Annotated in this window: 18 protein-coding genes; 15 read left to right on the top strand and 3 right to left on the bottom strand. The window is 66.6% G+C overall.

The window, feature by feature from the left end:
* The first annotated feature begins 104 nt into the window (after positions 1-104).
* From ltnD to hpaI, 12 genes are all read left to right on the top strand, one after another.
* Positions 105-1,022 carry an L-threonate dehydrogenase gene (ltnD, locus tag BM341_RS10560; protein WP_089795710.1) on the top strand — a complete coding sequence of 306 codons (918 nt, stop codon included), beginning with the start codon at positions 105-107 and terminating at the stop codon, positions 1,020-1,022.
* 2 nt (positions 1,023-1,024) lie between these two features.
* Complete coding sequence (otnK, locus tag BM341_RS10555; RefSeq protein WP_089795708.1) at positions 1,025-2,389, top strand: 3-oxo-tetronate kinase; 1,365 nt, start codon at positions 1,025-1,027, stop codon at positions 2,387-2,389.
* On the top strand, positions 2,386-3,033 hold the full coding sequence (gene otnC / locus BM341_RS10550) for a 3-oxo-tetronate 4-phosphate decarboxylase (RefSeq protein ID WP_089795706.1): 648 nt from the start codon (positions 2,386-2,388) through the stop codon (positions 3,031-3,033). Before otnK ends, otnC begins: the two co-directional genes overlap by 4 nt.
* Before the next feature lie 30 nt (positions 3,034-3,063).
* The gene (gene otnI / locus BM341_RS10545) at positions 3,064-3,858 is read left to right on the top strand and encodes a 2-oxo-tetronate isomerase (RefSeq protein WP_089795703.1); all 795 of its coding nucleotides are present in this window, start codon (positions 3,064-3,066) and stop codon (positions 3,856-3,858) included.
* A gap of 55 nt (positions 3,859-3,913) precedes the next feature.
* The gene (denD, locus tag BM341_RS10540) at positions 3,914-4,876 is read left to right on the top strand and encodes a D-erythronate dehydrogenase (RefSeq protein ID WP_089795702.1); all 963 of its coding nucleotides are present in this window, start codon (positions 3,914-3,916) and stop codon (positions 4,874-4,876) included.
* 104 nt (positions 4,877-4,980) lie between these two features.
* The gene (locus BM341_RS10535; protein ID WP_089795700.1) at positions 4,981-5,973 is read left to right on the top strand and encodes a TRAP transporter substrate-binding protein; all 993 of its coding nucleotides are present in this window, start codon (positions 4,981-4,983) and stop codon (positions 5,971-5,973) included.
* 59 nt (positions 5,974-6,032) lie between these two features.
* On the top strand, positions 6,033-6,632 hold the full coding sequence (locus BM341_RS10530; protein WP_089795698.1) for a TRAP transporter small permease: 600 nt from the start codon (positions 6,033-6,035) through the stop codon (positions 6,630-6,632).
* Positions 6,629-7,903 (top strand): TRAP transporter large permease, encoded by a 1,275-nt coding sequence (locus BM341_RS10525; protein WP_089795696.1) that lies wholly within the window; start codon positions 6,629-6,631, stop codon positions 7,901-7,903. The genes BM341_RS10530 and BM341_RS10525 overlap by 4 nt, the downstream gene beginning before the upstream one ends.
* 82 nt (positions 7,904-7,985) lie before the next feature.
* Positions 7,986-9,473 carry an aldehyde dehydrogenase family protein gene (locus BM341_RS10520; protein ID WP_245784249.1) on the top strand — a complete coding sequence of 496 codons (1,488 nt, stop codon included), beginning with the start codon at positions 7,986-7,988 and terminating at the stop codon, positions 9,471-9,473.
* A gap of 102 nt (positions 9,474-9,575) precedes the next feature.
* The gene (locus tag BM341_RS10515; RefSeq protein WP_089795694.1) at positions 9,576-10,454 is read left to right on the top strand and encodes an NAD(P)-dependent oxidoreductase; all 879 of its coding nucleotides are present in this window, start codon (positions 9,576-9,578) and stop codon (positions 10,452-10,454) included.
* 37 nt (positions 10,455-10,491) lie between these two features.
* Positions 10,492-11,439 (top strand): DMT family transporter, encoded by a 948-nt coding sequence (locus tag BM341_RS10510; protein ID WP_089795692.1) that lies wholly within the window; start codon positions 10,492-10,494, stop codon positions 11,437-11,439.
* Entirely contained in the window at positions 11,393-12,166 is a 774-nt protein-coding gene (gene hpaI, locus BM341_RS10505) for a 4-hydroxy-2-oxoheptanedioate aldolase (protein ID WP_089795690.1), read from the top strand. The genes BM341_RS10510 and hpaI overlap by 47 nt, the downstream gene beginning before the upstream one ends.
* Here hpaI and BM341_RS10500 read toward each other — a convergent pair.
* The 3 genes from BM341_RS10500 to BM341_RS10490 are packed head-to-tail and all read right to left on the bottom strand — an operon-like array spanning position 12,163 to position 16,104.
* Positions 12,163-13,587 carry an FAD-binding oxidoreductase gene (locus BM341_RS10500; protein WP_089795688.1) on the bottom strand — a complete coding sequence of 475 codons (1,425 nt, stop codon included), beginning with the start codon at positions 13,585-13,587 and terminating at the stop codon, positions 12,163-12,165. The two genes, hpaI and BM341_RS10500, sit on opposite strands and share 4 nt — an antisense overlap.
* Positions 13,588-14,892 carry an L-fuconate dehydratase gene (locus BM341_RS10495; protein ID WP_089795687.1) on the bottom strand — a complete coding sequence of 435 codons (1,305 nt, stop codon included), beginning with the start codon at positions 14,890-14,892 and terminating at the stop codon, positions 13,588-13,590.
* Between the two features lie 48 nt (positions 14,893-14,940).
* The gene (locus tag BM341_RS10490; RefSeq protein ID WP_089795685.1) at positions 14,941-16,104 is read right to left on the bottom strand and encodes a fumarylacetoacetate hydrolase family protein; all 1,164 of its coding nucleotides are present in this window, start codon (positions 16,102-16,104) and stop codon (positions 14,941-14,943) included.
* A 174-nt stretch (positions 16,105-16,278) separates the two neighbouring features.
* Here BM341_RS10490 and BM341_RS10485 point away from each other — a divergent pair, with 174 nt between their 5' ends.
* Genes BM341_RS10485 through BM341_RS10475 form a run of 3 tightly spaced genes read left to right on the top strand, consistent with a single transcriptional unit; the run spans position 16,279 to position 19,267 of the window.
* Positions 16,279-17,043, top strand: a complete 765-nt coding sequence (locus tag BM341_RS10485) for an SDR family NAD(P)-dependent oxidoreductase (protein WP_089795684.1) — start codon at positions 16,279-16,281, stop codon at positions 17,041-17,043.
* Complete coding sequence (gene pdxA / locus BM341_RS10480) at positions 17,040-18,074, top strand: 4-hydroxythreonine-4-phosphate dehydrogenase PdxA (RefSeq protein ID WP_245784248.1); 1,035 nt, start codon at positions 17,040-17,042, stop codon at positions 18,072-18,074. Before BM341_RS10485 ends, pdxA begins: the two co-directional genes overlap by 4 nt.
* Positions 18,071-19,267, top strand: a complete 1,197-nt coding sequence (locus tag BM341_RS10475) for a four-carbon acid sugar kinase family protein (protein WP_089795680.1) — start codon at positions 18,071-18,073, stop codon at positions 19,265-19,267. The genes pdxA and BM341_RS10475 overlap by 4 nt, the downstream gene beginning before the upstream one ends.
* Positions 19,268-19,338 lie beyond the last annotated feature (71 nt).

The following is a 19,338-nucleotide window of genomic DNA, read 5'->3' as shown; positions in this document are numbered from 1 at the left end:
CCAATCGACTAAAACGATGTTAGCGCTAACATCGCAACGCTGCCAGTCTCGGCATTCGAACCGCAGGAGAGCGCCAGGTGAGCAACGAAACCACAAGGACTCCCATGACTCCCAGGGTGGGCGTCATCGGTCTGGGCGCCATGGGCATGGGCACCGCGACGGCGCTGCTGGAGCGGGGCTTGACGGTCACCGGCTTCGACATTTCTCCCCAGGCCTGCGCGAGCTTCGAAGCCCACGGCGGCCAGAGTGCCAGTTCGCCGGCGGCGCTTGCTGCCCAGTCCGATATCGTGTTGCTGGTAGTGGTCAACGCCGATCAGGTCGAACAGGTACTGTTCGGCGACCAGGGCGTGGTGGGTTCGCTCGAGCGCGGCGGGCTGGTGATGCAGTGCGCGACGGTGGCGCCGAGCGTCGCGCGGCGTTTGGGCGAGCGCTTGGCGGATGCCGGTCTCGAGATGCTCGATGCGCCGATCAGCGGTGGCGCCACCAAGGCGCGGACCGGGCAGCTGTCGGTGATGGCGTCCGGGTCGTCGCTGGCCTTCGACAAGGCGGCGCCGGCCCTCGACGCCATGGCCGCCACGGTCTATCGGTTGGGCAGCGAGCCGGGTACCGGGTCGAGCATGAAGCTGGTCAACCAGCTACTGGCCGGCGTGCACATCGCCTCCGCCGCCGAGGCCATGGCGCTGGGCATTCGCATGGGGCTGGACCCGGACACGGTCTACGAGGTGATCACCCATTCCGCCGGCAATTCGTGGATGTTCGAGAACCGCGTGCCGCATATCCTCAAGGGCGACTACACGCCGTTGTCGGCCGTGGACATCTTCGTCAAGGACCTCAACATCGTGCACGAGACGGGGCGCGAGCTCGCCATGTCGATGCCTGTCGCGTCGAGTGCGCTGCAGCAGTTCACGGCGGCCAAGGGCGCCGGTTTCGGCCGCGAGGACGACGCCGCGGTGATCAAGGTCTATCAGCGACTGTCGGGCATCACGCTGCCCGAGGCCGCCAACGATCCCGGGGAGGGCTGAACATGGCCATCGTGCTGGGCGCCATCGCCGACGATTTCACCGGCGCCACTGACCTCGCCAACAACCTGGTGCGCGCGGGGATGCGCTGCGTGCAGGTGATCGGCGTGCCCGACCCCGCAACGGTCATCGAGGACGTCGATGCCGTGGTGGTGGCGCTGAAGTCACGCACCTGCCCGGCAGACGAGGCGGTCGCCGATTCGTTGGCGGCGCTCGAGTGGTTGCAGGTCCAGGGCGCACGGCAGCTGTTTTTCAAGTACTGCTCCACCTTCGACTCTACCGATGCCGGCAATATCGGTCCGGTGGCCGATGCCTTATTGGAGCGGCTGCGGGCGACAGAAACGGAGCGGCTTCGGGCGACACAGACAAAGCGCTTGGGGAACGCCCAGACGGTGATGGTGCCGGCCTTTCCGGTCAACGGCCGTACCGTCTATCAGGGGCATCTGTTCGTCGGCGACCGGCTGCTCAATGACAGCGGTATGCAACACCATCCGCTCAATCCCATGCGTGACGCCGATCTGGTGCGGGTGCTGTCGCGACAGACGCCGCATCCGGTGGGCCTGGCGGCACGCCCGACGCTGGCACAGGGCGGCGAGGCGACCCGTCGCCATCTCGGCGAGCTCGCCGAGCGCGGTATTCGCCACGTGATCTGCGACACCCTCGACGAGGACGATCTCGCGGTGCTGGCCGAGGCGGTGGTCGACATGCCGCTGGTCACTGGCGGCTCCGGTCTCGGCCAGGCGCTGCCGGCGCAGTACCGCCGGCTGGGTTGGCTGGCGGAGCGGCCAGCACCCGGCCGGCTGGCCCCGGCCTCGGGCAGTGCGCTGGTACTCTCGGGCAGCTGCTCGCGGGCCACCCTCGGCCAGGTCGATCATTTCCTTGAACGTCAGCCGGGCTTCGCCTTGGACCCCGAGCGGCTGGCCGAAAGCGACGCGCATCTCCAAGAGGCCCTGACGTTTGCGCGCGAGCAGCTGGCCGATGGCGGCCCGGTGTTGATCTACGCCTCCGCCGACCCCGATCAGGTCAAGGCGGCTCAAGCGGCGCTGGGTGTCGAACGCGCCGGCCAGCTGGTCGAAGCGGCGCTCGGCCAGCTGGCCAGCACCTTGGTCGCCGAAGGCGTGGGGCGGCTGGTCGTCGCCGGCGGCGAGAGTTCGGGCGCCGTGGTCTCGGCGCTGGGGGTGACCATGATGCGCATCGGCGAGCAGATCGACCCCGGCGTGCCCTGGACCCAGGCGCCGCTGCCGGGCAGGTCGGACAATGACGCTCCGCTATCGCTGGCGCTGAAATCCGGCAACTTCGGTGGCGAGAATTTCTTCTCGCGCGCCTTCGCGGTACTGGACGAGTTGTCCGGCGGGGAGAGACAGCCATGAGCGCCCACGACGAAACCCGCTTGCGTGAACAGATCAGCACCCTGGGCCGGTCGCTGTTCGACCGCGGGCTGACCATGGGCTCCAGCGGCAACATCAGCGTGCGCCTGGATGACGGCGGCTGGTTGATGACGCCCACCAACGCCTGCCTCGGCCGGCTGGACCCGGCGCGCATCTCGCGGATGGACCGGGACGGCTGGCTGCTCGATGGCGACAAGCCGACCAAGGAAAGCTTCCTGCACATGGCGATGTACGCCGAGCGCCCGCAATCCGGCGCCATCGTGCACCTGCACTCGACCCACTCGGTCGCCGTCTCCTGCCTGCCCGAGATCGACCCCGACGACTGCATTCCGCCGCTGACGGCGTACTACGTGATGCGGGTCGGCAAGCTGCCGCTGGTCCCGTACCACCTTCCCGGCGACCCGAGTCTAGGCGATGCCGTGCGCGGCCTGGCCGGGGCGCACAGTGCCGTACTGCTGGCCAACCACGGCCCGGTGGTGGCCGGCAAGTCGCTGGAGGCGGCCGTTTATGCGACCGAGGAGTTGGAAGAGACGGCCAAGCTGTTCCTGCTGCTGCATGGCCGGAACCCACGCGCCTTGACGCCTGAGCAGATCGCCGAGCTCGAGGCACGCTTTCCACGCGACTGACCGCCAGCCCCCGACCCCAAGGACGCCCCGATGATTCGACTGGCCGCCAATCTCAGCATGCTGTTCCCGGAACATGGATTCCTCGATCGCTTTGCCGCCGCCGCCGAGGCCGGCTTTCGGGGCGTGGAGTACCTGTTTCCCTACGCCTACGCCCCCGAGCCGCTGCGAGCGGCACTGGATGACGCCGGCCTCGAACAGGTGCTGTTTAATCTGCCTCCGGGTGACTGGGAAGCGGGCGAGCGCGGTATCGCGAGCCTGCCCGGGCGCGAGGCGGAATTTCGTGACTCGGTGGTCGAGGCGCTGCGCTACGCCGAGGTACTCGGCTGTCCGCGGGTCCATGCCATGGCGGGCCTGTTACCGCCGGACGCCGATGCCGACACTCGCGTCGCCCATCATACGACCTACGTGGAGAATCTGCGCTTTGCCGCAAGCGAGGCGGCCAAGGTCGGCCGCGAGGTGTTGATCGAGCCGATCAACACCCGCGACATGCCGCGCTTCTTTCTCTCGCGCCAGGCACACGCCTTGGCGGTGCTGGAGGCGGTCGGCGCCGACAACCTCCGGCTGCAGTTCGACCTCTACCATTGCCAGATCATGGAGGGTGACCTGATTCGCCATCTGGAGCGCCAGTTCGCGCGTGTCGCCCACGTGCAGATCGCCGGGGTGCCCGAGCGCCATGAGCCGGATGTCGGCGAGATTCATTATCCCGCGCTGTTCGAGCGTCTCGAGGGACTCGGCTATCGAGGCTGGATCGGCTGCGAATATCGTCCCGCCGCCGGGACGCGCGAGGGGCTGGGCTGGGGGCAGGTCTACGGCCTCAAGCCCTGATCGTGTCATGTGGCTTCACGACGGACACCACCATTTACCGTAAGCGAGAACTTCCATGCATATCGTCATCACCGGCGCTGCCGGTTTCCTGGGCCAACGACTCGTTACACGCCTGCTCGAACGCGGCCGGCTTGACGACCAGACGATCCGTCGCCTGACACTGCTCGATCAGATCGAGGCGCCGGTCCCCGACGCCGACGGCGTCGAGATCGTCGCGCAGGCACTCGATGTCACGGTGCCGGGCGCGCTCGATGAGGTGCTCGCCTCGGGCCCGGACGTGATCTATCACCTGGCGGCGGTGGTCAGCTCGGCGGCGGAAGCCGATCTGGACCTCGGCATGCGGGTCAATTTCGACGCCACCCGGGCGCTGATCGAGGGCTGTCGGCAGCATGAGCTGGCCGCGACGCGGCTGCTGATGGCCAGCTCGGTGGCGGCCTACGGCGGCGAGCTGCCCGAGGTGCTCGACGACATGACCGCCCTGCAGCCGCAGAATTCCTATGGTGCGCAGAAGGCGATGTGCGAGCTGTTGATCAACGACTACAGCCGTCGTGGGCTGGTCGATGGTCGCGTGCTGCGGCTGCCGACCATCGTCATCCGCCCCGGGCGTCCCAACGCGGCGGCCTCGAGCTTCGCTTCCAGCATCCTGCGCGAGCCGCTGAACGGCGAGGACGCCGTCTGCCCGGTGCCGACCGACCTCGAGATGTTCGTGATGTCGCCGGGCAAGGTCGTCGAGGCGCTGATCCACGGCGCCGAGGTGCCGGGCGAACGCTGGGCGCCTTTCCGAGCCTTCATGCTGCCCGGCATCACGGTCAGCGTGGCTGAAATGCTCGAGACTCTGCGTGAGGTAGCGGGCGATGCCGCCGTAGCCAGGGTGCGCCACGAGCCGGATGCGCGCGTCACCGCCATCGTCTCGAGCTGGCCTGCGCGTTTCGATACCGCCAAGGCCCGACGGCTGGGTTTCGAAGGCGACGGCAATTTTCGCGAGATCATCGAGGCGTTCGTTGACGAACGTCCGTGAGCAAGTCGCCTGCTGATCGGGCAGGCGACAACCCAGGGTGAGCGTCTGTCTTGACGCAGGCGACCCGACAATCCAAGCGTTATCAAGAACAAGAGGGCAGTATCATGACCAGACATCTTGCACGCCGCACGCTGACCGTCGCCATCGGTAGCCTGGCCGCCACGGCAATGGCCTTTCACGCCCAGGCCGCCACCGAGGTGAATCTGGGGCATACCCTATCGGACAGCTCTCACTACTCGGTGGGCGCCGATGCCTTCAAGGAGACCCTGGAGCGGCTGTCCGACGGCGAATTCACCGTCACCGAGCATACTTCCGGTTCGCTGGGCGGCGAGCGGGCGATGATCGAAGGCCTGCAGATCGGTACCGTGGACGTGGTCATCACCTCCACCGGCCCGCTGGGCAACTTCGTGCCCGAGACCTATGTGCTTGATCTGCCGTTCCTGTTCGAGGACTACGACCAGGCGCGCTGTGTGCTGGACGGCGAGATCGGCAATGAGCTGTTGACCAAGATGAGCGATCACGACCTGGTCGGCCTGGCCTGGTCGGAGAACGGCTTTCGCCACATGACCAACAGCCTGCGCGAGATCAATACGCCAGAAGACGCGGAAGGGCTGAAGGTACGCACCATGGAGAACCGGGTGCATCAGGAGGCTTTCCGCCAGTTGGGTGCCAGCCCGACCCCGATGGCCTTCCCCGAGCTCTTCACGGCACTGCAGCAGGGCACCGTGGATGGCCAGGAGAACCCCATCACCGTCATCGTGGCGACCAATTTCTGGGAAGTGCAGGATCATCTATCGCTCACCGGACACGTCTATTCGCCCGCCGCCATTCTAGGCTCGCCGATCCTGCTCGACGGCCTGAGCGACGAGGAGCGCGAGTGGTTCGACCAGGCGGCGCAGGCGGCTGCTGAGGCCACTCGCGAGGAAGTCAGCCGCCTCGAGGAAGAAGGCGTGGCGCTGCTGCGCGAGAAGGGCATGACCGTCAATACCGATGTCGACCCGGCGCCGTTCCAGGAGGCCGTCGAACCCGCCTACGAGATCTATACCGATGAGTACGGCAGCGAGATGCTGGACCGTATCCGCGAAAGCGACTGCTGATCCCACCCAACCTCCGGCGCTGTCGCCGGAGGTTTCCTTTTGCTGACAAGGTGATCTCGATGCTCTCCTGGTTTCTTCGCCTGGAAAGCCTGCTGACCCGGCTGGCACTGGTGATCGCGGTGGTGATGCTGATCATCTCCGTGTCGCTGGGTTTCTTTCAGGTCCTGACGCGCTTCATCTTCAACGCGCCTTCCACCTGGTCGGAAGTGATTGCGCGTGCCGCCATGATCTGGTGCGTGTTCATGGGCGCGGCCGCGACCTTTCGCGGTGGCTACATGATGGCCGTGGAGCTGATCTACAAGCTGATGCCGCGCCGCACCCTGCTGGCCCTGGAACTGGCCATCGGCGCCTGCTGCCTGCTGGTGCTGGGCGTGTTGATGGTGTATGGCGTCCAGATGACGCTGCGGGTGCGCAGCCAGATGCTCTCCGGCCTGGGCATGTCGATCGCCTGGGCCTATGCGGCGATTCCCACCGGGAGTGCCTTCGCCATGGTCGCGGTGATCGCCAGGCTGTTGGCGCAATCGATGGGGCTGGAGAAACTCGGCCCGGAAAACAGCGAAGTGGCGCCCGAAGCGGAAAACGACGCGGTCAGGGAGGCCCGGTCGAGCCTTGCGCCCAGCGAGCCGACCCCACCCGCCGAGGGAGGGGATCGCTCATGAACCTGGTCATCGGCCTGTCGCTGGTCATCCTGTTTGCGGTCGGCGTGCCGATCGCCATGTCGATCCTGCTGGCCTCGATCATCGGCATCGAATTCTTCTCGCGCTTGCCGCTGTTGATGGTGCCGCAGCAGATGTTCGTGGGCATCGACCATTTCCCGCTAATGGCGATTCCCTTCTTCATCCTGGCCGGCAACCTGATGGCGGCCGGTGGCATTTCCAGCCGCCTCGTCGATCTCGCCAAGTCGATCGTCGGCGGGGTCCAGGGCGGCCTGGCGATGAGCTGCGTGCTGACCTGCATGATGTTCGCCGCGGTGTCGGGCTCAAGCGTGGCGACCACCTTCGCCATCGGCGCCATCCTGATCCCGGCGATGGTCAGGCACGGTTATCCCCGGCCACTGGCCGCCTCGATCCAGGCCTCCTCGGCGGAGCTTGGCGTGCTGATTCCACCGTCGATACCGCTGATTCTTTACGGTGTCAGCACCGATACCTCGATCGGCCAGCTGTTCATCGCCGGCATCGGCCCCGGGGTGCTGATCGGTGGTGCCTTGCTGCTGTTCCTGTATGTCTTCTGCAAGCTGCGCGGCTATGGCCTCCAGGATCGCGAGGATCGCAGCGTCTTTAGCGTCGCCTTTAAGCGCGCCTGGGCGGCGATCCTGATGCCGGTGGTGGTGATCGGCGGCATCTATGGCGGCATCTTCACGCCCACCGAGGCCTCGGCGGTGGCGGTGTTCTATGCCTTGGCGGTGGGCGGGCTGCTCTATCGCGAGCTGCGCTTGCAAGACATGTGGGCAATCTTCAAGCAGAGCGTGATCTCAACGGCCGCGGTGATGCTGATCATCGCTGCGGCGGCGCTGTTCAGCTTCCTGATCAGCCGCTCGGGGCTGCCGGCCGAGATCGCCGACTGGGTCAACCGGGTATTCGAGAGTCCCTGGGCCTTCCTGCTGGCCGTGAATGGCCTGCTGCTGGTGGTGGGGATGTTCATCGAGACGACGGCGGCGATTCTGGTGCTGGCCCCTATCCTCACGCCGATCGCGATCCAGTTCGGCATCCAGCCGGTGCATTTCGGGTTGATCATGGTGGTCAATCTGGCGCTGGGGATGATCACGCCTCCGCTGGGCGTCAACCTCTTCGCCGCCTGCGCGGTGGCTAAGATCTCCATCGATCAGATGCTGCCCTGGCTGGTGCGGTTCGTGCTGGTGGTGCTGGTGTGCCTGATGGCGATCACCTACATGCCTTGGATCTCCATGGGACTGGTCGATCTGCTCTATTAACGCCGACCCTAGGGATGCCAACGCTATGGATTCCAAGACTATCGATGCCAAGGCTATTGATACCAAGACAAGGAGTGCTGCCATGCAGCCGTTCGCTGCAATTGCCGAGAAGGCCGGGATCGCCGAGATGCCACCAAGCCAGGCGCTCATAGGCGGTGAGTGGGCCGACACCCACGAGACGCTGATGGTCGAGACGCCGGCGTATGCCGAGTCGATCGCGCGCATCGCCCGCAGCCAGCCGGAGGACGTCGACGCCGCCGTTGGCGCCGCTCGGCAGGCGTTCGAAGGACGCACCGGCGATTGGCCGAGCTGGACGGCGCGCCGACGCAGCGAATGGCTGCTGGCCTTCGCGGCGATCATCGAGGCCGACCTCGACCACCTGGCGGCCCTGGAATGCCTCGACACCGGCAAGCCGATGACCCAGGCGCGTGGCGACATCGCCGCCTGTGCGCGTTACTTTCGCTTCTACGGCGGGGCGGCCGACAAGCTGCATGGCGAGACCATCCCGTTCGAGAGCGACTTCGCGGTGATGACGCTGCGCGAGCCGTACGGGGTCTGTGCGCAGATCATTCCCTGGAACTACCCGGCGCAGATCTTCGGGCGTTGTGTCGCCGCGGCGCTGGCCGCCGGCAACACCGTGGTCCTGAAGCCCGCCGAGGATGCCTGCCTGAGCGTGCTGCGCCTGGCTGAGCTCGCGGTACAGCATGCGCTGCCGCCCGGCGCGCTGAACGTGGTGCCGGGGCAGGGCCGTGAGGCGGGTGCTGCCCTGGCGGCGCATGCCGACATCGATCATCTTTCCTTCACCGGCTCGCCCGAGACCGGAACCGAGGTGGCGAAGGCCGCTGCCGTTCGGCATGTGCCCCTCACCATGGAGCTCGGGGGCAAGTCGCCGCAACTCGTCTTCGCCGATGCCGACGTGGACGCCGCGCTCGCGGCGGTCGTGCGCGGTATCATCCAGAATGCCGGCCAGACCTGCTCGGCGGGCAGCCGCCTGCTGCTGCAGCGGGAGGTCGCCGAGGTCGTTCTGGGACGACTGGCCGAGCGCTTTTCCGCCTTGCGCTGCGATGCCGGTGAAGCCGATGCCGACTGCGGCCCGTTGATCAATGCGCGCCAGAAGGCCAAGCTCGAGGCCAGGCTGGCCGCCGCCCAGGCCGATGGCGTCAGGGTGATGGCGCAGGGTCGGCTGGCCGATCAGGCGCCGGCCAGCGGCCACTTCGTGGTGCCGCAGTTGCTGGTCGATATTCCCGCCGGTCATGAGGTGCTTCGCGAGGAATTGTTCGGCCCGGTGCTGGCCGTGCAGGTCTTCGGCGACGAGGCCGAGGCCCTGCAACTGGCCAACGCCACCGATTTCGGGTTGTGCGCAGGGATCTGGACGTGCGATGGCGGGCGCCAGCTGCGCCTGGCCAAGGGCATTCGCAGCGGCCAGGTATTCGTTAACAACTACGGCGCCGCCGGCGGTATCGAGTTGCCCTTCGGCGGCGTGGGGCGTTCCGGGCACGGCCGCGAGAAAGGCTTCGAGGGCCTGAAGAGTTATACGCGGCTCAAGACCGTCGCCATTCGTCACGGTTGAGGGCGTTTTCGGGGCTACACTGCCACTCGTTGACATGACAAGCCCGAACACGACAAGCCTCGTACACAACGATCCTCATAAACTACAAGGAGAGGGAGCAATATGCGTCAGGCAATCAATGTCGGGCTGATCGGGGTGGGCCTGATGGGCCATGGCATCGCGCGCAATATTCTAGGCGCCGGCCATCGCCTGTGTTTTCTGGACCATGCCGGCAACCAGCCTGTGGACGACCTGCTGGCTGAGGGGGCGATAGCCAAGCACTCGGGGCGCGAAGTGGCCGAGGCCGCCGAAGTGGTGATCCTCTGCGTGACCGGCTCGCCCCAGGTCGAGGCCGTGCTGTTCGAGGCCGGCGGCGTGCTGGAAGGCCTTGCCCCGGGCAGCGTGGTGATCGATTGTTCCACGGCGCTGCCCAGCTCGACGCAACAGGTGGCTGCGCGCGTGCAGGCGGCGGGCGGCCGCTTCATGGATGCGGCGATGACCCGCACGCCCAAGGAAGCCGAGGAGGGGCGTCTCAACCTGATCGTCGGGGCGCCCGAGGCGTTGTTCGACGAGGTACGCCCGCTGCTCGAGAGCTTCGCCGAAAACATCGCGCATGCCGGCCCGGTCAGCGCCGGCCATACGCTGAAGCTGCTGCACAACTTCGTGTCGCTGGGGTTTTCGGCGGTGCTGGCGGAGGCGACGGTGGCGTCGCGCGCGGCCGGCATCGACGACGCCGCCTTGCTCGAGGTGCTGGGCAAGGGCGGCGGTGGCGGCGTGGTACTCGAGCGCCTGCGGCCGTTCATTGCCTCCGCTGACCCGTCCGGTTTTCGCTTCAGCGTGGCCAACGCCAGCAAGGACCTCGGCTATTACCACGCCATGACCGAGCAGCTCGGGGTGTCCGATGGGGTCGCCGCCGCGGTGCATGACCTCTACGCCGGGATCGAGGATCAGGGCGTGTCGGTCCCCGAGGTGATTCGTGTGCTTCAGGAGAAGGGCTCCTGATCCGGCGCAACCCTATCGGCGAGGGAGAGCGGTCACGATGACATCGCCGCCGCTTTCCTATCGCCAGCAGGGGCTGCTGCTCACCGGCGGCGGGGCGCTGGTCATGTCGCCCGATGCGCTGCTGATCAAGCTGGCCGGGCTGCCCGACGCCGAGATCCTGATGTGGCGCGGCCTGCTGTCGGCGCTGGGATTTCTGCTGATCGTCGTCGCCCGCCATGGTCGCGGCACGCTGCATGCCTACCGGCGCTGCGGTTGGACCGGCATTGGGGTGGCGCTGCTGTTCAGCATGACCACCTGCGGCTTCGTGCTGGGTAACCAATACACCCGCGGCGGCAACGTGCTGATGATCCTGGCGGGGGCGCCGTTGATCGCCGCGGCACTCTCGCGAATATTCCTGAAGGAACGCCTGCCGCGTCGTACCTGGCTGGCGATCGGGCTGTGCATGGTCGGTATCGGTCTCATCGTGGTCGACGATGCGGGGGTCGGTTCATGGATAGGCAACAGCTTTGCGTTGCTGGCGGCGACTACGCTTGCGATCAACTTCACGCTGTGCCGCACGCGCCCCGGGGTCGACATGAGCCCGATGCTGACCTTTGCCGGCTTGATCGTCGGTGTCGGTGCGGGGCTTGCGGTGACCAGCGGCGGGCAGTTCAGCATGCCGCCGTGGGACAGGTTGTGGCTGGTGATGCTGCTGTGCCTGGTCATCGTGCCGCTGGGGGTCACCCTGCTGCAACGTGGACCGCTGTACCTGCCGGCTGCCGAGGTGGGGCTGCTGTTACTACTCGAGGTCGTCGTAGGGACGCTGTGGGTCTGGTGGATCCTCGGTGAGCAGCCCACACCCCTCGCTTTCACCGGCGGCGGCCTGGTGCTTGCCACCATGATCGTCAAGGGGCTCTACGAGCGGCGCCTGGAACGCATAGAACTTCGACGAGGCCGTGATGCAACTTCTCATCAATACCTTCAAGCAGCGCCTGCGCGCCGATGAGCGCCAGATTGGTCTGTGGCTGGGACTGGCGAGCCCCTATTCCGCGGAGATGGCCGCGACGGCGGGCTACGACTGGCTACTGCTCGACGGCGAGCATTCGCCCAACGACCTGAAGAGCCTGCTGGGTCAGCTGCAGGCCATCGCGCCCTATGCGTCTCATCCCATCGTGCGCCCTCCCGTCGGCGATCCGGTGCTGATCAAGCAGTATCTGGACATTGGCGTGCAGACGCTGCTGGTGCCGATGGTGGAAACCGCCGAGCAGGCCGCCGGTCTGGTGGCCGCCATGCGCTACCCACCGCATGGCATCCGCGGCGTCGGCCATGTGCTGGCCCGCGCCGCGCGCTGGGGCCAGGTAGACGACTACCTGGCCAGCGCCGATGAGCAGATGTGCTTGCTGGTGCAGGTGGAAACCATGGCCGGCCTCGAGAACCTGGACGCCATCGCCGCGACGCCGGGGGTGGATGGCGTTTTCATCGGCCCGGCCGATCTCTCCGCGGCCCTGGGTCACCTGGGCAATCCGGGCCATCCCGAAGTGCGTCAGGCGATCGGTGACGCCATCTCCCGTGTCCGCTCGGCGGGCAAGCCCACCGGCATCGTCACCGTCGACGAGGACGAGGCCCATGGCTATCTGGTCGCCGGTTGCGCGTTCGTGGGTGTCGGCATCGACACCCTGCTGCTCATGAACGCCATGCGCGGTCTGGCCGGGCGCTTCCGGGGCGAACGTTAGCGCTCGACGGGCAGGATGCGTCCCGGGTTCATCAGGCCCTCGGGATCGAACAGCGCCTTGATGCCCCGGGCCATCTCGTGTTCCAGGGGCGAAAGCCGCGCCAGGTAGGGCGCCTGCTTGGTGCGGCCGATCCCGTGCTCGGCGCTGATGCTGCCGCCGAAGCCATCGAGTACCGCGAACAGTTTATCCTCGAGTTCACGCAGGTGCTGGCGTTTGGCCGCATCGTCGAGCGCGGTCGGCGGCAGGATATTGAAATGCAGGTTGCCATCGCCGATATGCCCGTAGGCGATGATCTCGCAGTCGGGCGAGGCGTCCATCACTTCTCGCGTGGCTTGCTCAACGAAGGCGGGAATGGCCGAGATCGGCACCGAAATGTCCGTGCGCAGGTGCTCGCCGCGCAGGCGCTGGCCCTCGAGCATGCTCTCGCGGAACTGCCATAACTGCTGCGCCTGGGCTTCGCTGCCGGCCAGCGCGCCGTCGACGATCAGCTCGCGCACCATGCCCCGCTCCAGCAGGTGCTCAAGCATGGCGGAGAGATCCACCGGGCCGGTGGCGGCGACTTCCATCAGCACGTACCAGGGATACGCTTCGTCCAGCGGATCGCGCAGTGCCGGGGTCGCCTCCATGGCGAGCTCGATGCAGCGCCGAGGAATCAGCTCGAAGGCGGTGAGCAGGTCGCTGCAGTCGCGCCGCGCCAGGCCGTAAAGTGCAACCACCGCTTCGACCGAGGGCAGGCCGAGCAGGGCCGTGCGGCTCTGCTCGGGACGCGGCACCAGCTTGAGCACGGCGCCGGTGACAATGCCCAGCGTGCCTTCACTGCCCAGGAACAGCTGCTTCAGGTCGACGCCGCGATTGTCCTTGTGCAGGGCGTGCAGGCCATTCCAGATCCGCCCATCGGGCATCACGACCTCGAGGCCCAGCACCAGCTGGCGCATCATGCCGTAGCGCAGCACATTGAGACCGCCGGCGTTGGTGGCGACGTTACCGCCGATCTGGCAGCTACCTTGGGCGCCCAGCGAGAGCGGGAAGTCGCAGTCATGCTCGGCGGCGGCCTGCTTGAGGGTTTCGAGGATGCAGCCGGCATCGACGGTCATGGTGAAGTTGATCGGGTCGAGGTCGCGGATGCGGTTCAGGCGCTCCAGGCTGATCACCAGCTCGCCGCCGTCACGGTCGGGCAGGGCGCCGGCGACCAGGCCACTGTGGCCGCCCTGGGGCGTCATGCGCACGCCGTGCTCACGACATAGCGTCACGATCTCGGCGACCTCGGCGGTAGTGGATGGGCGCACCACCCCCAGCGGCATGCCCAGGCGGTCGCCGGCCCAGTCGCTGATATAGCGGGCCTGGTCAGCAGGGTGGCGCAGTACCGCGCGCTCGCCTAATTGATGTTCGATAAGATCCAGAATCGCGGGGGTATCGGCCATTCAGCTATCCTCCTGCCAGGCGGCGCCGTCCGGGAAACGGTGCCGTATCAGCGAGTCGTCGTGCATGGTGATGCTGTAGCCGGCGGCAGTCGGAACCTGATAGCGGCCACCCTTGACTACCACCGGATCGACGAAGTGCTCGTGCAGGTGATCGACGTATTCCAGCACCCGGCCGTCGAGGCTGCCCGAGACGGCAATGTAGTCGAACAGCGAGATATGCTGGACGTACTCGCAGAGCCCGACGCCGCCGGCATGCGGGCAGACCGGCACGCCGAACTTGGCAGCCATCAGCACCACCAGGATGACCTCGTTGAGCCCGCCAAGGCGCGCGGCGTCGATCTGGCAGTAGTCGATAGCGTCGGCCTGAAGGAACTGCTTGAACATCACCTTGTTGTGGCAGTGCTCGCCGGTGGCCACGCCGATCGGCGCGACACGATGGCGGATCTCGGCGTGACCGAGAATATCGTCGGGGCTGGTGGGCTCCTCGATCCACAGCGGATCGAATTCAGCCAGCCGGCGCATCTTGGCGACGGTCTCGTCGACCTCCCACACCTGGTTGGCATCCATCATCAGCACGTTGTCCCAACCGATCTCCTCGCGCAGCAGGGCGGCACGGCGGGCGTCCTCTTCGGTATCGGCGCCGATCTTCTGCTTGAAGTGGGTCCAGCCCTCGGCAAGCGCCTCGCGGGCCAACTGGCGGACCTTGTCGTCGGAATAGCCGAGCCAGCCCGCCGAGGTGGTGTAGCCCGGAAAGCCGTCGCGGCGCATCTCGGCCTCGCGCTCGGCCTTGCCGGACTGCTGCCGGCGAAGCAGCGCGATGGCCTCTTCCGGCGTCAGCGCATCGGTGACGAAGCGGAAGTCGAGGCAGCGCACCAGCTCTTCGGGGCTCATGTCGGCGAGCAGCTTCCATACCGGCTTGCCTTCACGCTTGGCCCACAGGTCCCAGACGGCGTTGACCAGGGCGGCGGTGGCCAGATGGATCGCGCCCTTGTCGGGGCCGATCCAGCGCAGCTGGCTATCACCGGTAATTTCGCGCCAGAAGGCGCCCATGTTGGCGGTGATCGCCTCCAGCGAGCGGCCCTTGAGGAGCGGGATAAGCGAGCGCACGGCGGTGACGACGATCTCGTTGCCACGGCCGATGGTGAAGGTCAGGCCGTGGCCCTGGGGGCCGTTGTCATCGTCGGTGTGCAGGATCACGTAGGTGGCGGAGTAGTCCGGCGCGGCGTTCATGGCATCCGAGCCGTCAAGCGAGCGCGACGTCGGGAAGCGGATGTCCTGGACGTCGATACGCGTAATGGTAGTCATGGCGGTGTCCTCTTGGAGTCGTGGCGATGCGCGTGGTGAAGGGCAGCGTCAGCGCTGGGCGAGGTGGCGCATCAGCTGGCGGATGCCGAAGGTCCAGGGCGGCAGTTGGTCGCTGCGCCCGACCGCGTTGACCAGTGCCCCCAGAGCGGGTGTTGCGATGGTCACGCGGTCTCGCGGGTGATGGGTGAAGCCCTGGCCCTGCCCGTCGCGATCCTCGATGGGCGAAAACATGGTGCCCAGAAACAGCATGAATCCGTCGGGGTACTGGTGATGGTCGCCGATGGTCTGGCGTACCAGGTCGAGCGGGTCGCGGCTTATCTCGCGCATGTCGCTCTCGCCTTCGAGCAGAAAGCCGTCGTCCTCGCCTTCGATGCGCAGCGAGACTCGCGCCTGACGGACGGTATCGATATCGAAATGCGTGTCGAACAGGCGAATAAAGGGACCGATGGCGCAGGAGGCATTGTTGTCCTTGGCCTTGCCGAGCAGCAGGGCGCTGCGGCCTTCCACGTCGCGCAGATTGACGTCATTGCCAAGACTCGCGCCCTTGACGCGCCCCTGGGCGTCCACGGCCAGCACGATTTCCGGCTCGGGATTGTTCCACTGCGATGAGGGATGCAAGCCCACGGGGCTGCCGAAGCCCACCGAGGAGAGTGGCTGTGCCTTGGTGAACACCTCGGCATCTGGCCCGATACCCACCTCCATGTACTGCGACCAGGCGCCGCGCGATAGCAGGGCCTCCTTGAGGGCCATGGCTTCCTCGGAGCCGGGTACGATTCGCGATAGATCCTTGCCGATCAGCGTCTGCAGCTCGTTGCGCAGCTCGGCGGCGCGTGCCGGATCGCCGACGGCCTGTTCCTCGATCACCCGCTCCATCAGGCTGACCGCGAAGGTCACGCCGCAGGCCTTGATGGCCTGGACGTCGCAGGGGGCGAGCAGGTAGGGGGGCCTCGGCGTCGCCTCGAGCGAGTTGGTGAACAGCGCTTCTACGGATCCCAGCGAGTCGCCCTCAGCGTGGCGAACCACCTCGAGGAGGTCATCGCGCTCCAGCAGGTCGGCCATCGTCAGCCCGGCATGAGTAATGTCGATGACCTCGCCATCGCGCACCGTGACCAGCGCCGGCCCGGCGTGCGGCGTGTCCCGCCAGGCGCGTCCGACCAATAGCGCCGTGGAGAGATCGGTAGGCAGGAAATCTGCCGGAGAAAGGGGGGACATAACACCTCCGAGTGGTTTATGCGAATGGCTAATATGAATGACTGGGCCAGCGGGCTGGCATCCGGCTGACTTTGGCCTATGATGCAAAGGATGTCGTGATGTATGACAGGTATGCCAAGAACAGTATAGCAACCCCAGGATGACTTCCAGACGATCGCCAAGCAGGAGAGCAGCATGTTCGACGAGATGAAGGGCAAGCGGGTACTGGTCACCGGTTCGAGCCGCGGTATTGGCGCGGCGGTGGCCAGGCGGCTCGGGGGGCTCGGTGCTCATGTGGCGGTACATTATCACCGCAGCGAAGGGCCGGCCCAGGCGGTATGCGACGACATCCGCCAGGCGGGAGGCCAGGCCTTTCTAGTTCAGGGCGATGTCAGCCGCTCCCGGGAGGCCACCGCCATCGTCGACCAGGCGGCGGAGCAACTGGGCGGGCTCGACCTGCTGATCAACAATGCCGGCGACATGCTGGGCCGTGTCAGCCTGGACGAGATGGACGATGCGCATTACGACCGAGTGATGGACCTTAACGCCCGCTCGGTGGTGATGGCCAGCCGTGCGGCGCTGCCCTACCTACGCCAGGCCGGCGCCGGCAATATCATCCATACCGGTTCGATTGCCGCGCGCAACGGCGGAGGGCCGGGTGCCGGTCTCTACGCCTCGGCCAAGGGCTTCGTCACCACCCTAACCCGCAACATGGCCAAGGAGCTTGCCGGTGACAATATCCGCGTCAACGCCGTGGCGCCCGGCGTGATCACCACCGATTTCCATGTACGCCACTCCAACGATGCCCAGATGGACGCGGCATGCGCGACGATTCCCCAAAGCCGGCTTGGCAGCGCGGAAGATTGCGTGGGCGCCTATCTATTTCTGGCGACCGATGCATTGAGCGGCTACGTCACCGGTCAGATCATCGAGGTCAACGGCGGGCAGTTAATGCCATGAGTGAGTCCAGCCACAGTGTTTCAAGACAATACGACATCGCCATTACCATGGGCGACCCGGCGGGCATCGGCCCCGAGATCATCTGCCGGGCCGTTGCCGCTATGTCACCGTCGGCGCGAGCCGGTACGCTGCTGGTCGGCGACCCGGCGATCTTTCGCCGCGCTGTGCAGACGATTGACGCCAAGCTGAATTTCGCCCCTCTGGATGCCCCCAACGCCCCCGCCGGTAGCGTGGCCGTGGCGGTGGTCGAGGCGGCCGGTAATGTCATGATCCCCGACGGCGAGATCAGTGCCGGTGCCGGCGACATGGCCTTTCGCTGCATCGCCACGGCCGTGGAACTGGTACAGAGCGGCCGGGCCGGGGTGATCGTCACGGCGCCGTTGAACAAGGCCGCGTTGCATGCCGCCGGTCATTATTACGATGGCCATACCGGCATGCTGGCCGCGCTGACCGGCGCACCGTCGTCGTTCATGCTGCTGGCCTCCGAGCATCTCTCGACTCTGCACGTGTCGACCCATGTGTCGTTGCGCGAGGCCATCGACCGGGTAACACCCGAGCGGATCATCGCCACCGTCGAGGCCGGGCATGAGCATCTGGTGTCCCTGGGGATGGCCAATCCGCGCATCGCCGTGGCCGGCCTCAACCCGCACTGCGGTGAGGGCGGCATCTTCGGCGACGAGGACACGCGCTGTATCGTGCCGGCCGTCGAGGCCCTCAAGGCGCGTGGGTTCGATGTCAGCGGTCCGATTTCCGCCGACACCGTCTTCTATCGCGCCTCGCAGGGCGAGTTCGATCTGGTGGTGGCCCAGTATCACGACCAGGGCCATATCCCGGTCAAGCTGATTGCCTTCGACACCACGGTCAACGTCAGTCTCGGGCTGCCGATCCGGCGTACCTCGGTGGATCATGGCACCGCCTTCGACATTGCCTGGCAGGGCAGGGCGGATGCCACCAACATGGGCGCGGCCATCGCTTACGCGCATCGCCTGGTTGCCGGGACGCATGAGCCACGTCGGGGTCGGGGGGCATGAGCAGCGCCGGGGCCGGGGCGCATAAGCAGCGCCGGGTGGCGATCGTCGCCGACGATCTGACCGGCGCGCTGGATGCCGCCGCGCCCTTCGCCCAGCGGGGCGCGACCACGCGTGTGGTGGTAGCGCTGGAGCATCTGGAAGGCTTGCTGGACGCGTGGCAAGGGGCGCTGCCGGAGGTGATCGCAGTGACGACCGAATCGCGTCACTTGAGCGCGCCGGTGGCCGCCGAGCGCGTGGCTCGAGCTACACAGTTGCTCGCCCGCCTGGCGCCAGACGTGTGGTTCAAGAAGATCGACTCGACACTGCGCGGTCAGGTGGTGGCCGAGAGCCTGTCGATGCGCCGGGCCTGCGCACGGACGCTGCTGCTCGCCCCGGCCGTACCCGCCCAGGGCCGCACGACACGCGAGGCGCGCATTCTCGTCCACGGCCAACCCCTGGCGTCGACCGACTTTGCCCATGACGCACGGTCACGCCCGCCCAGTGGTGGTCTGGATGTCCTGTTCGACGCCGAAGGGCTACCCCTGGCGCGACATGCGCCGGGCCAGCCCTTGCCGAGCGCTGACAGCGTGGCCGATGCCGAGACGGATGCCGATCTCGAGGTCCTGGCGGATGGGATCGTCAATGACCCGGGCAAGTGGTTGGCCGTTGGCGCCGCTGGTTTGAGCCGCGCCCTGGCCCGAAGCCTGTTCGGCGAGCCCCACGCTCGTACCTCAAGCCATCGCTTTTCGAGTCTTTGGCTGGCCGTGGGCTCGCGCAGTGAGCGCGCCGCCCAACAGGTAGCCGCGCTGCGCCGCGCTGTGCCGGAACTGCCGGTCGTAACGGGTGCCACCGACGTGCCGGTCGAGGCGCCTTTCCTGTTGCTGCGCCCCGACGCCGACGCGAGCCCCCGCGAGGCGGACGAGGTGGCCGCTGAGCTGGCAGATGCTTTGGTCGCCGGCATGACCGCGGCCGCTCAACGCCTGTGCCTGGTCACCGGCGGGGATTGTGCCAGCGCGGTGATGGCGAGACTGGGCGCGCACTACCTGGACGTCGCGGGTGAATGGAAGGCGGGCGTCGTGCTGGGATACCCGCAGGGCAATCGCGACCGGTCGCTGCTGACCAAGGCCGGTGGCTTCGGCGACGAGGCGCTGCTGGTTCGCTTGTATCGGTCGCTGGCGCCACGCGAGGTTGCATTGCCCAGAATAGGCGACTAGATTCGAGCTTGATGGTATGACACGTATACAGCCAAGCCATCGTTTTCATTTCCACCCTTAACCCGACAATC

It is taken from the genome of Halomonas korlensis, assembly GCF_900116705.1.
Taxonomy (GTDB): Bacteria; Pseudomonadota; Gammaproteobacteria; order Pseudomonadales; family Halomonadaceae; genus Halomonas; species Halomonas korlensis.
Note: the sequence above shows the minus strand (reverse complement) of the source record. Positions and strands in the feature narration are given on the sequence as shown.

What these genes read in the sequence shown, in the direction of transcription:
- BM341_RS10510 (WP_089795692.1), top strand. Translation starts at nt 10,492, where the DNA reads ATGACATCGCCGCCGCTTTCCTATCGCCAGCAGGGGCTGCTGCTCACC.
- ltnD (WP_089795710.1), top strand. Translation starts at nt 105, where the DNA reads ATGACTCCCAGGGTGGGCGTCATCGGTCTGGGCGCCATGGGCATGGGC.
- BM341_RS10485 (WP_089795684.1), top strand. Translation starts at nt 16,279, where the DNA reads ATGTTCGACGAGATGAAGGGCAAGCGGGTACTGGTCACCGGTTCGAGC.
- otnI (WP_089795703.1), top strand. Translation starts at nt 3,064, where the DNA reads ATGATTCGACTGGCCGCCAATCTCAGCATGCTGTTCCCGGAACATGGA.
- denD (WP_089795702.1), top strand. Translation starts at nt 3,914, where the DNA reads ATGCATATCGTCATCACCGGCGCTGCCGGTTTCCTGGGCCAACGACTC.
- otnK (WP_089795708.1), top strand. Translation starts at nt 1,025, where the DNA reads ATGGCCATCGTGCTGGGCGCCATCGCCGACGATTTCACCGGCGCCACT.
- pdxA (WP_245784248.1), top strand. Translation starts at nt 17,040, where the DNA reads ATGAGTGAGTCCAGCCACAGTGTTTCAAGACAATACGACATCGCCATT.
- hpaI (WP_089795690.1), top strand. Translation starts at nt 11,393, where the DNA reads ATGCAACTTCTCATCAATACCTTCAAGCAGCGCCTGCGCGCCGATGAG.
- BM341_RS10535 (WP_089795700.1), top strand. Translation starts at nt 4,981, where the DNA reads ATGACCAGACATCTTGCACGCCGCACGCTGACCGTCGCCATCGGTAGC.
- BM341_RS10490 (WP_089795685.1), bottom strand. Translation starts at nt 16,104, where the DNA reads ATGTCCCCCCTTTCTCCGGCAGATTTCCTGCCTACCGATCTCTCCACG.
- BM341_RS10530 (WP_089795698.1), top strand. Translation starts at nt 6,033, where the DNA reads ATGCTCTCCTGGTTTCTTCGCCTGGAAAGCCTGCTGACCCGGCTGGCA.
- BM341_RS10520 (WP_245784249.1), top strand. Translation starts at nt 7,986, where the DNA reads ATGCAGCCGTTCGCTGCAATTGCCGAGAAGGCCGGGATCGCCGAGATG.
- BM341_RS10495 (WP_089795687.1), bottom strand. Translation starts at nt 14,892, where the DNA reads ATGACTACCATTACGCGTATCGACGTCCAGGACATCCGCTTCCCGACG.
- BM341_RS10515 (WP_089795694.1), top strand. Translation starts at nt 9,576, where the DNA reads ATGCGTCAGGCAATCAATGTCGGGCTGATCGGGGTGGGCCTGATGGGC.
- BM341_RS10500 (WP_089795688.1), bottom strand. Translation starts at nt 13,587, where the DNA reads ATGGCCGATACCCCCGCGATTCTGGATCTTATCGAACATCAATTAGGC.
- BM341_RS10475 (WP_089795680.1), top strand. Translation starts at nt 18,071, where the DNA reads ATGAGCAGCGCCGGGGCCGGGGCGCATAAGCAGCGCCGGGTGGCGATC.
- BM341_RS10525 (WP_089795696.1), top strand. Translation starts at nt 6,629, where the DNA reads ATGAACCTGGTCATCGGCCTGTCGCTGGTCATCCTGTTTGCGGTCGGC.
- otnC (WP_089795706.1), top strand. Translation starts at nt 2,386, where the DNA reads ATGAGCGCCCACGACGAAACCCGCTTGCGTGAACAGATCAGCACCCTG.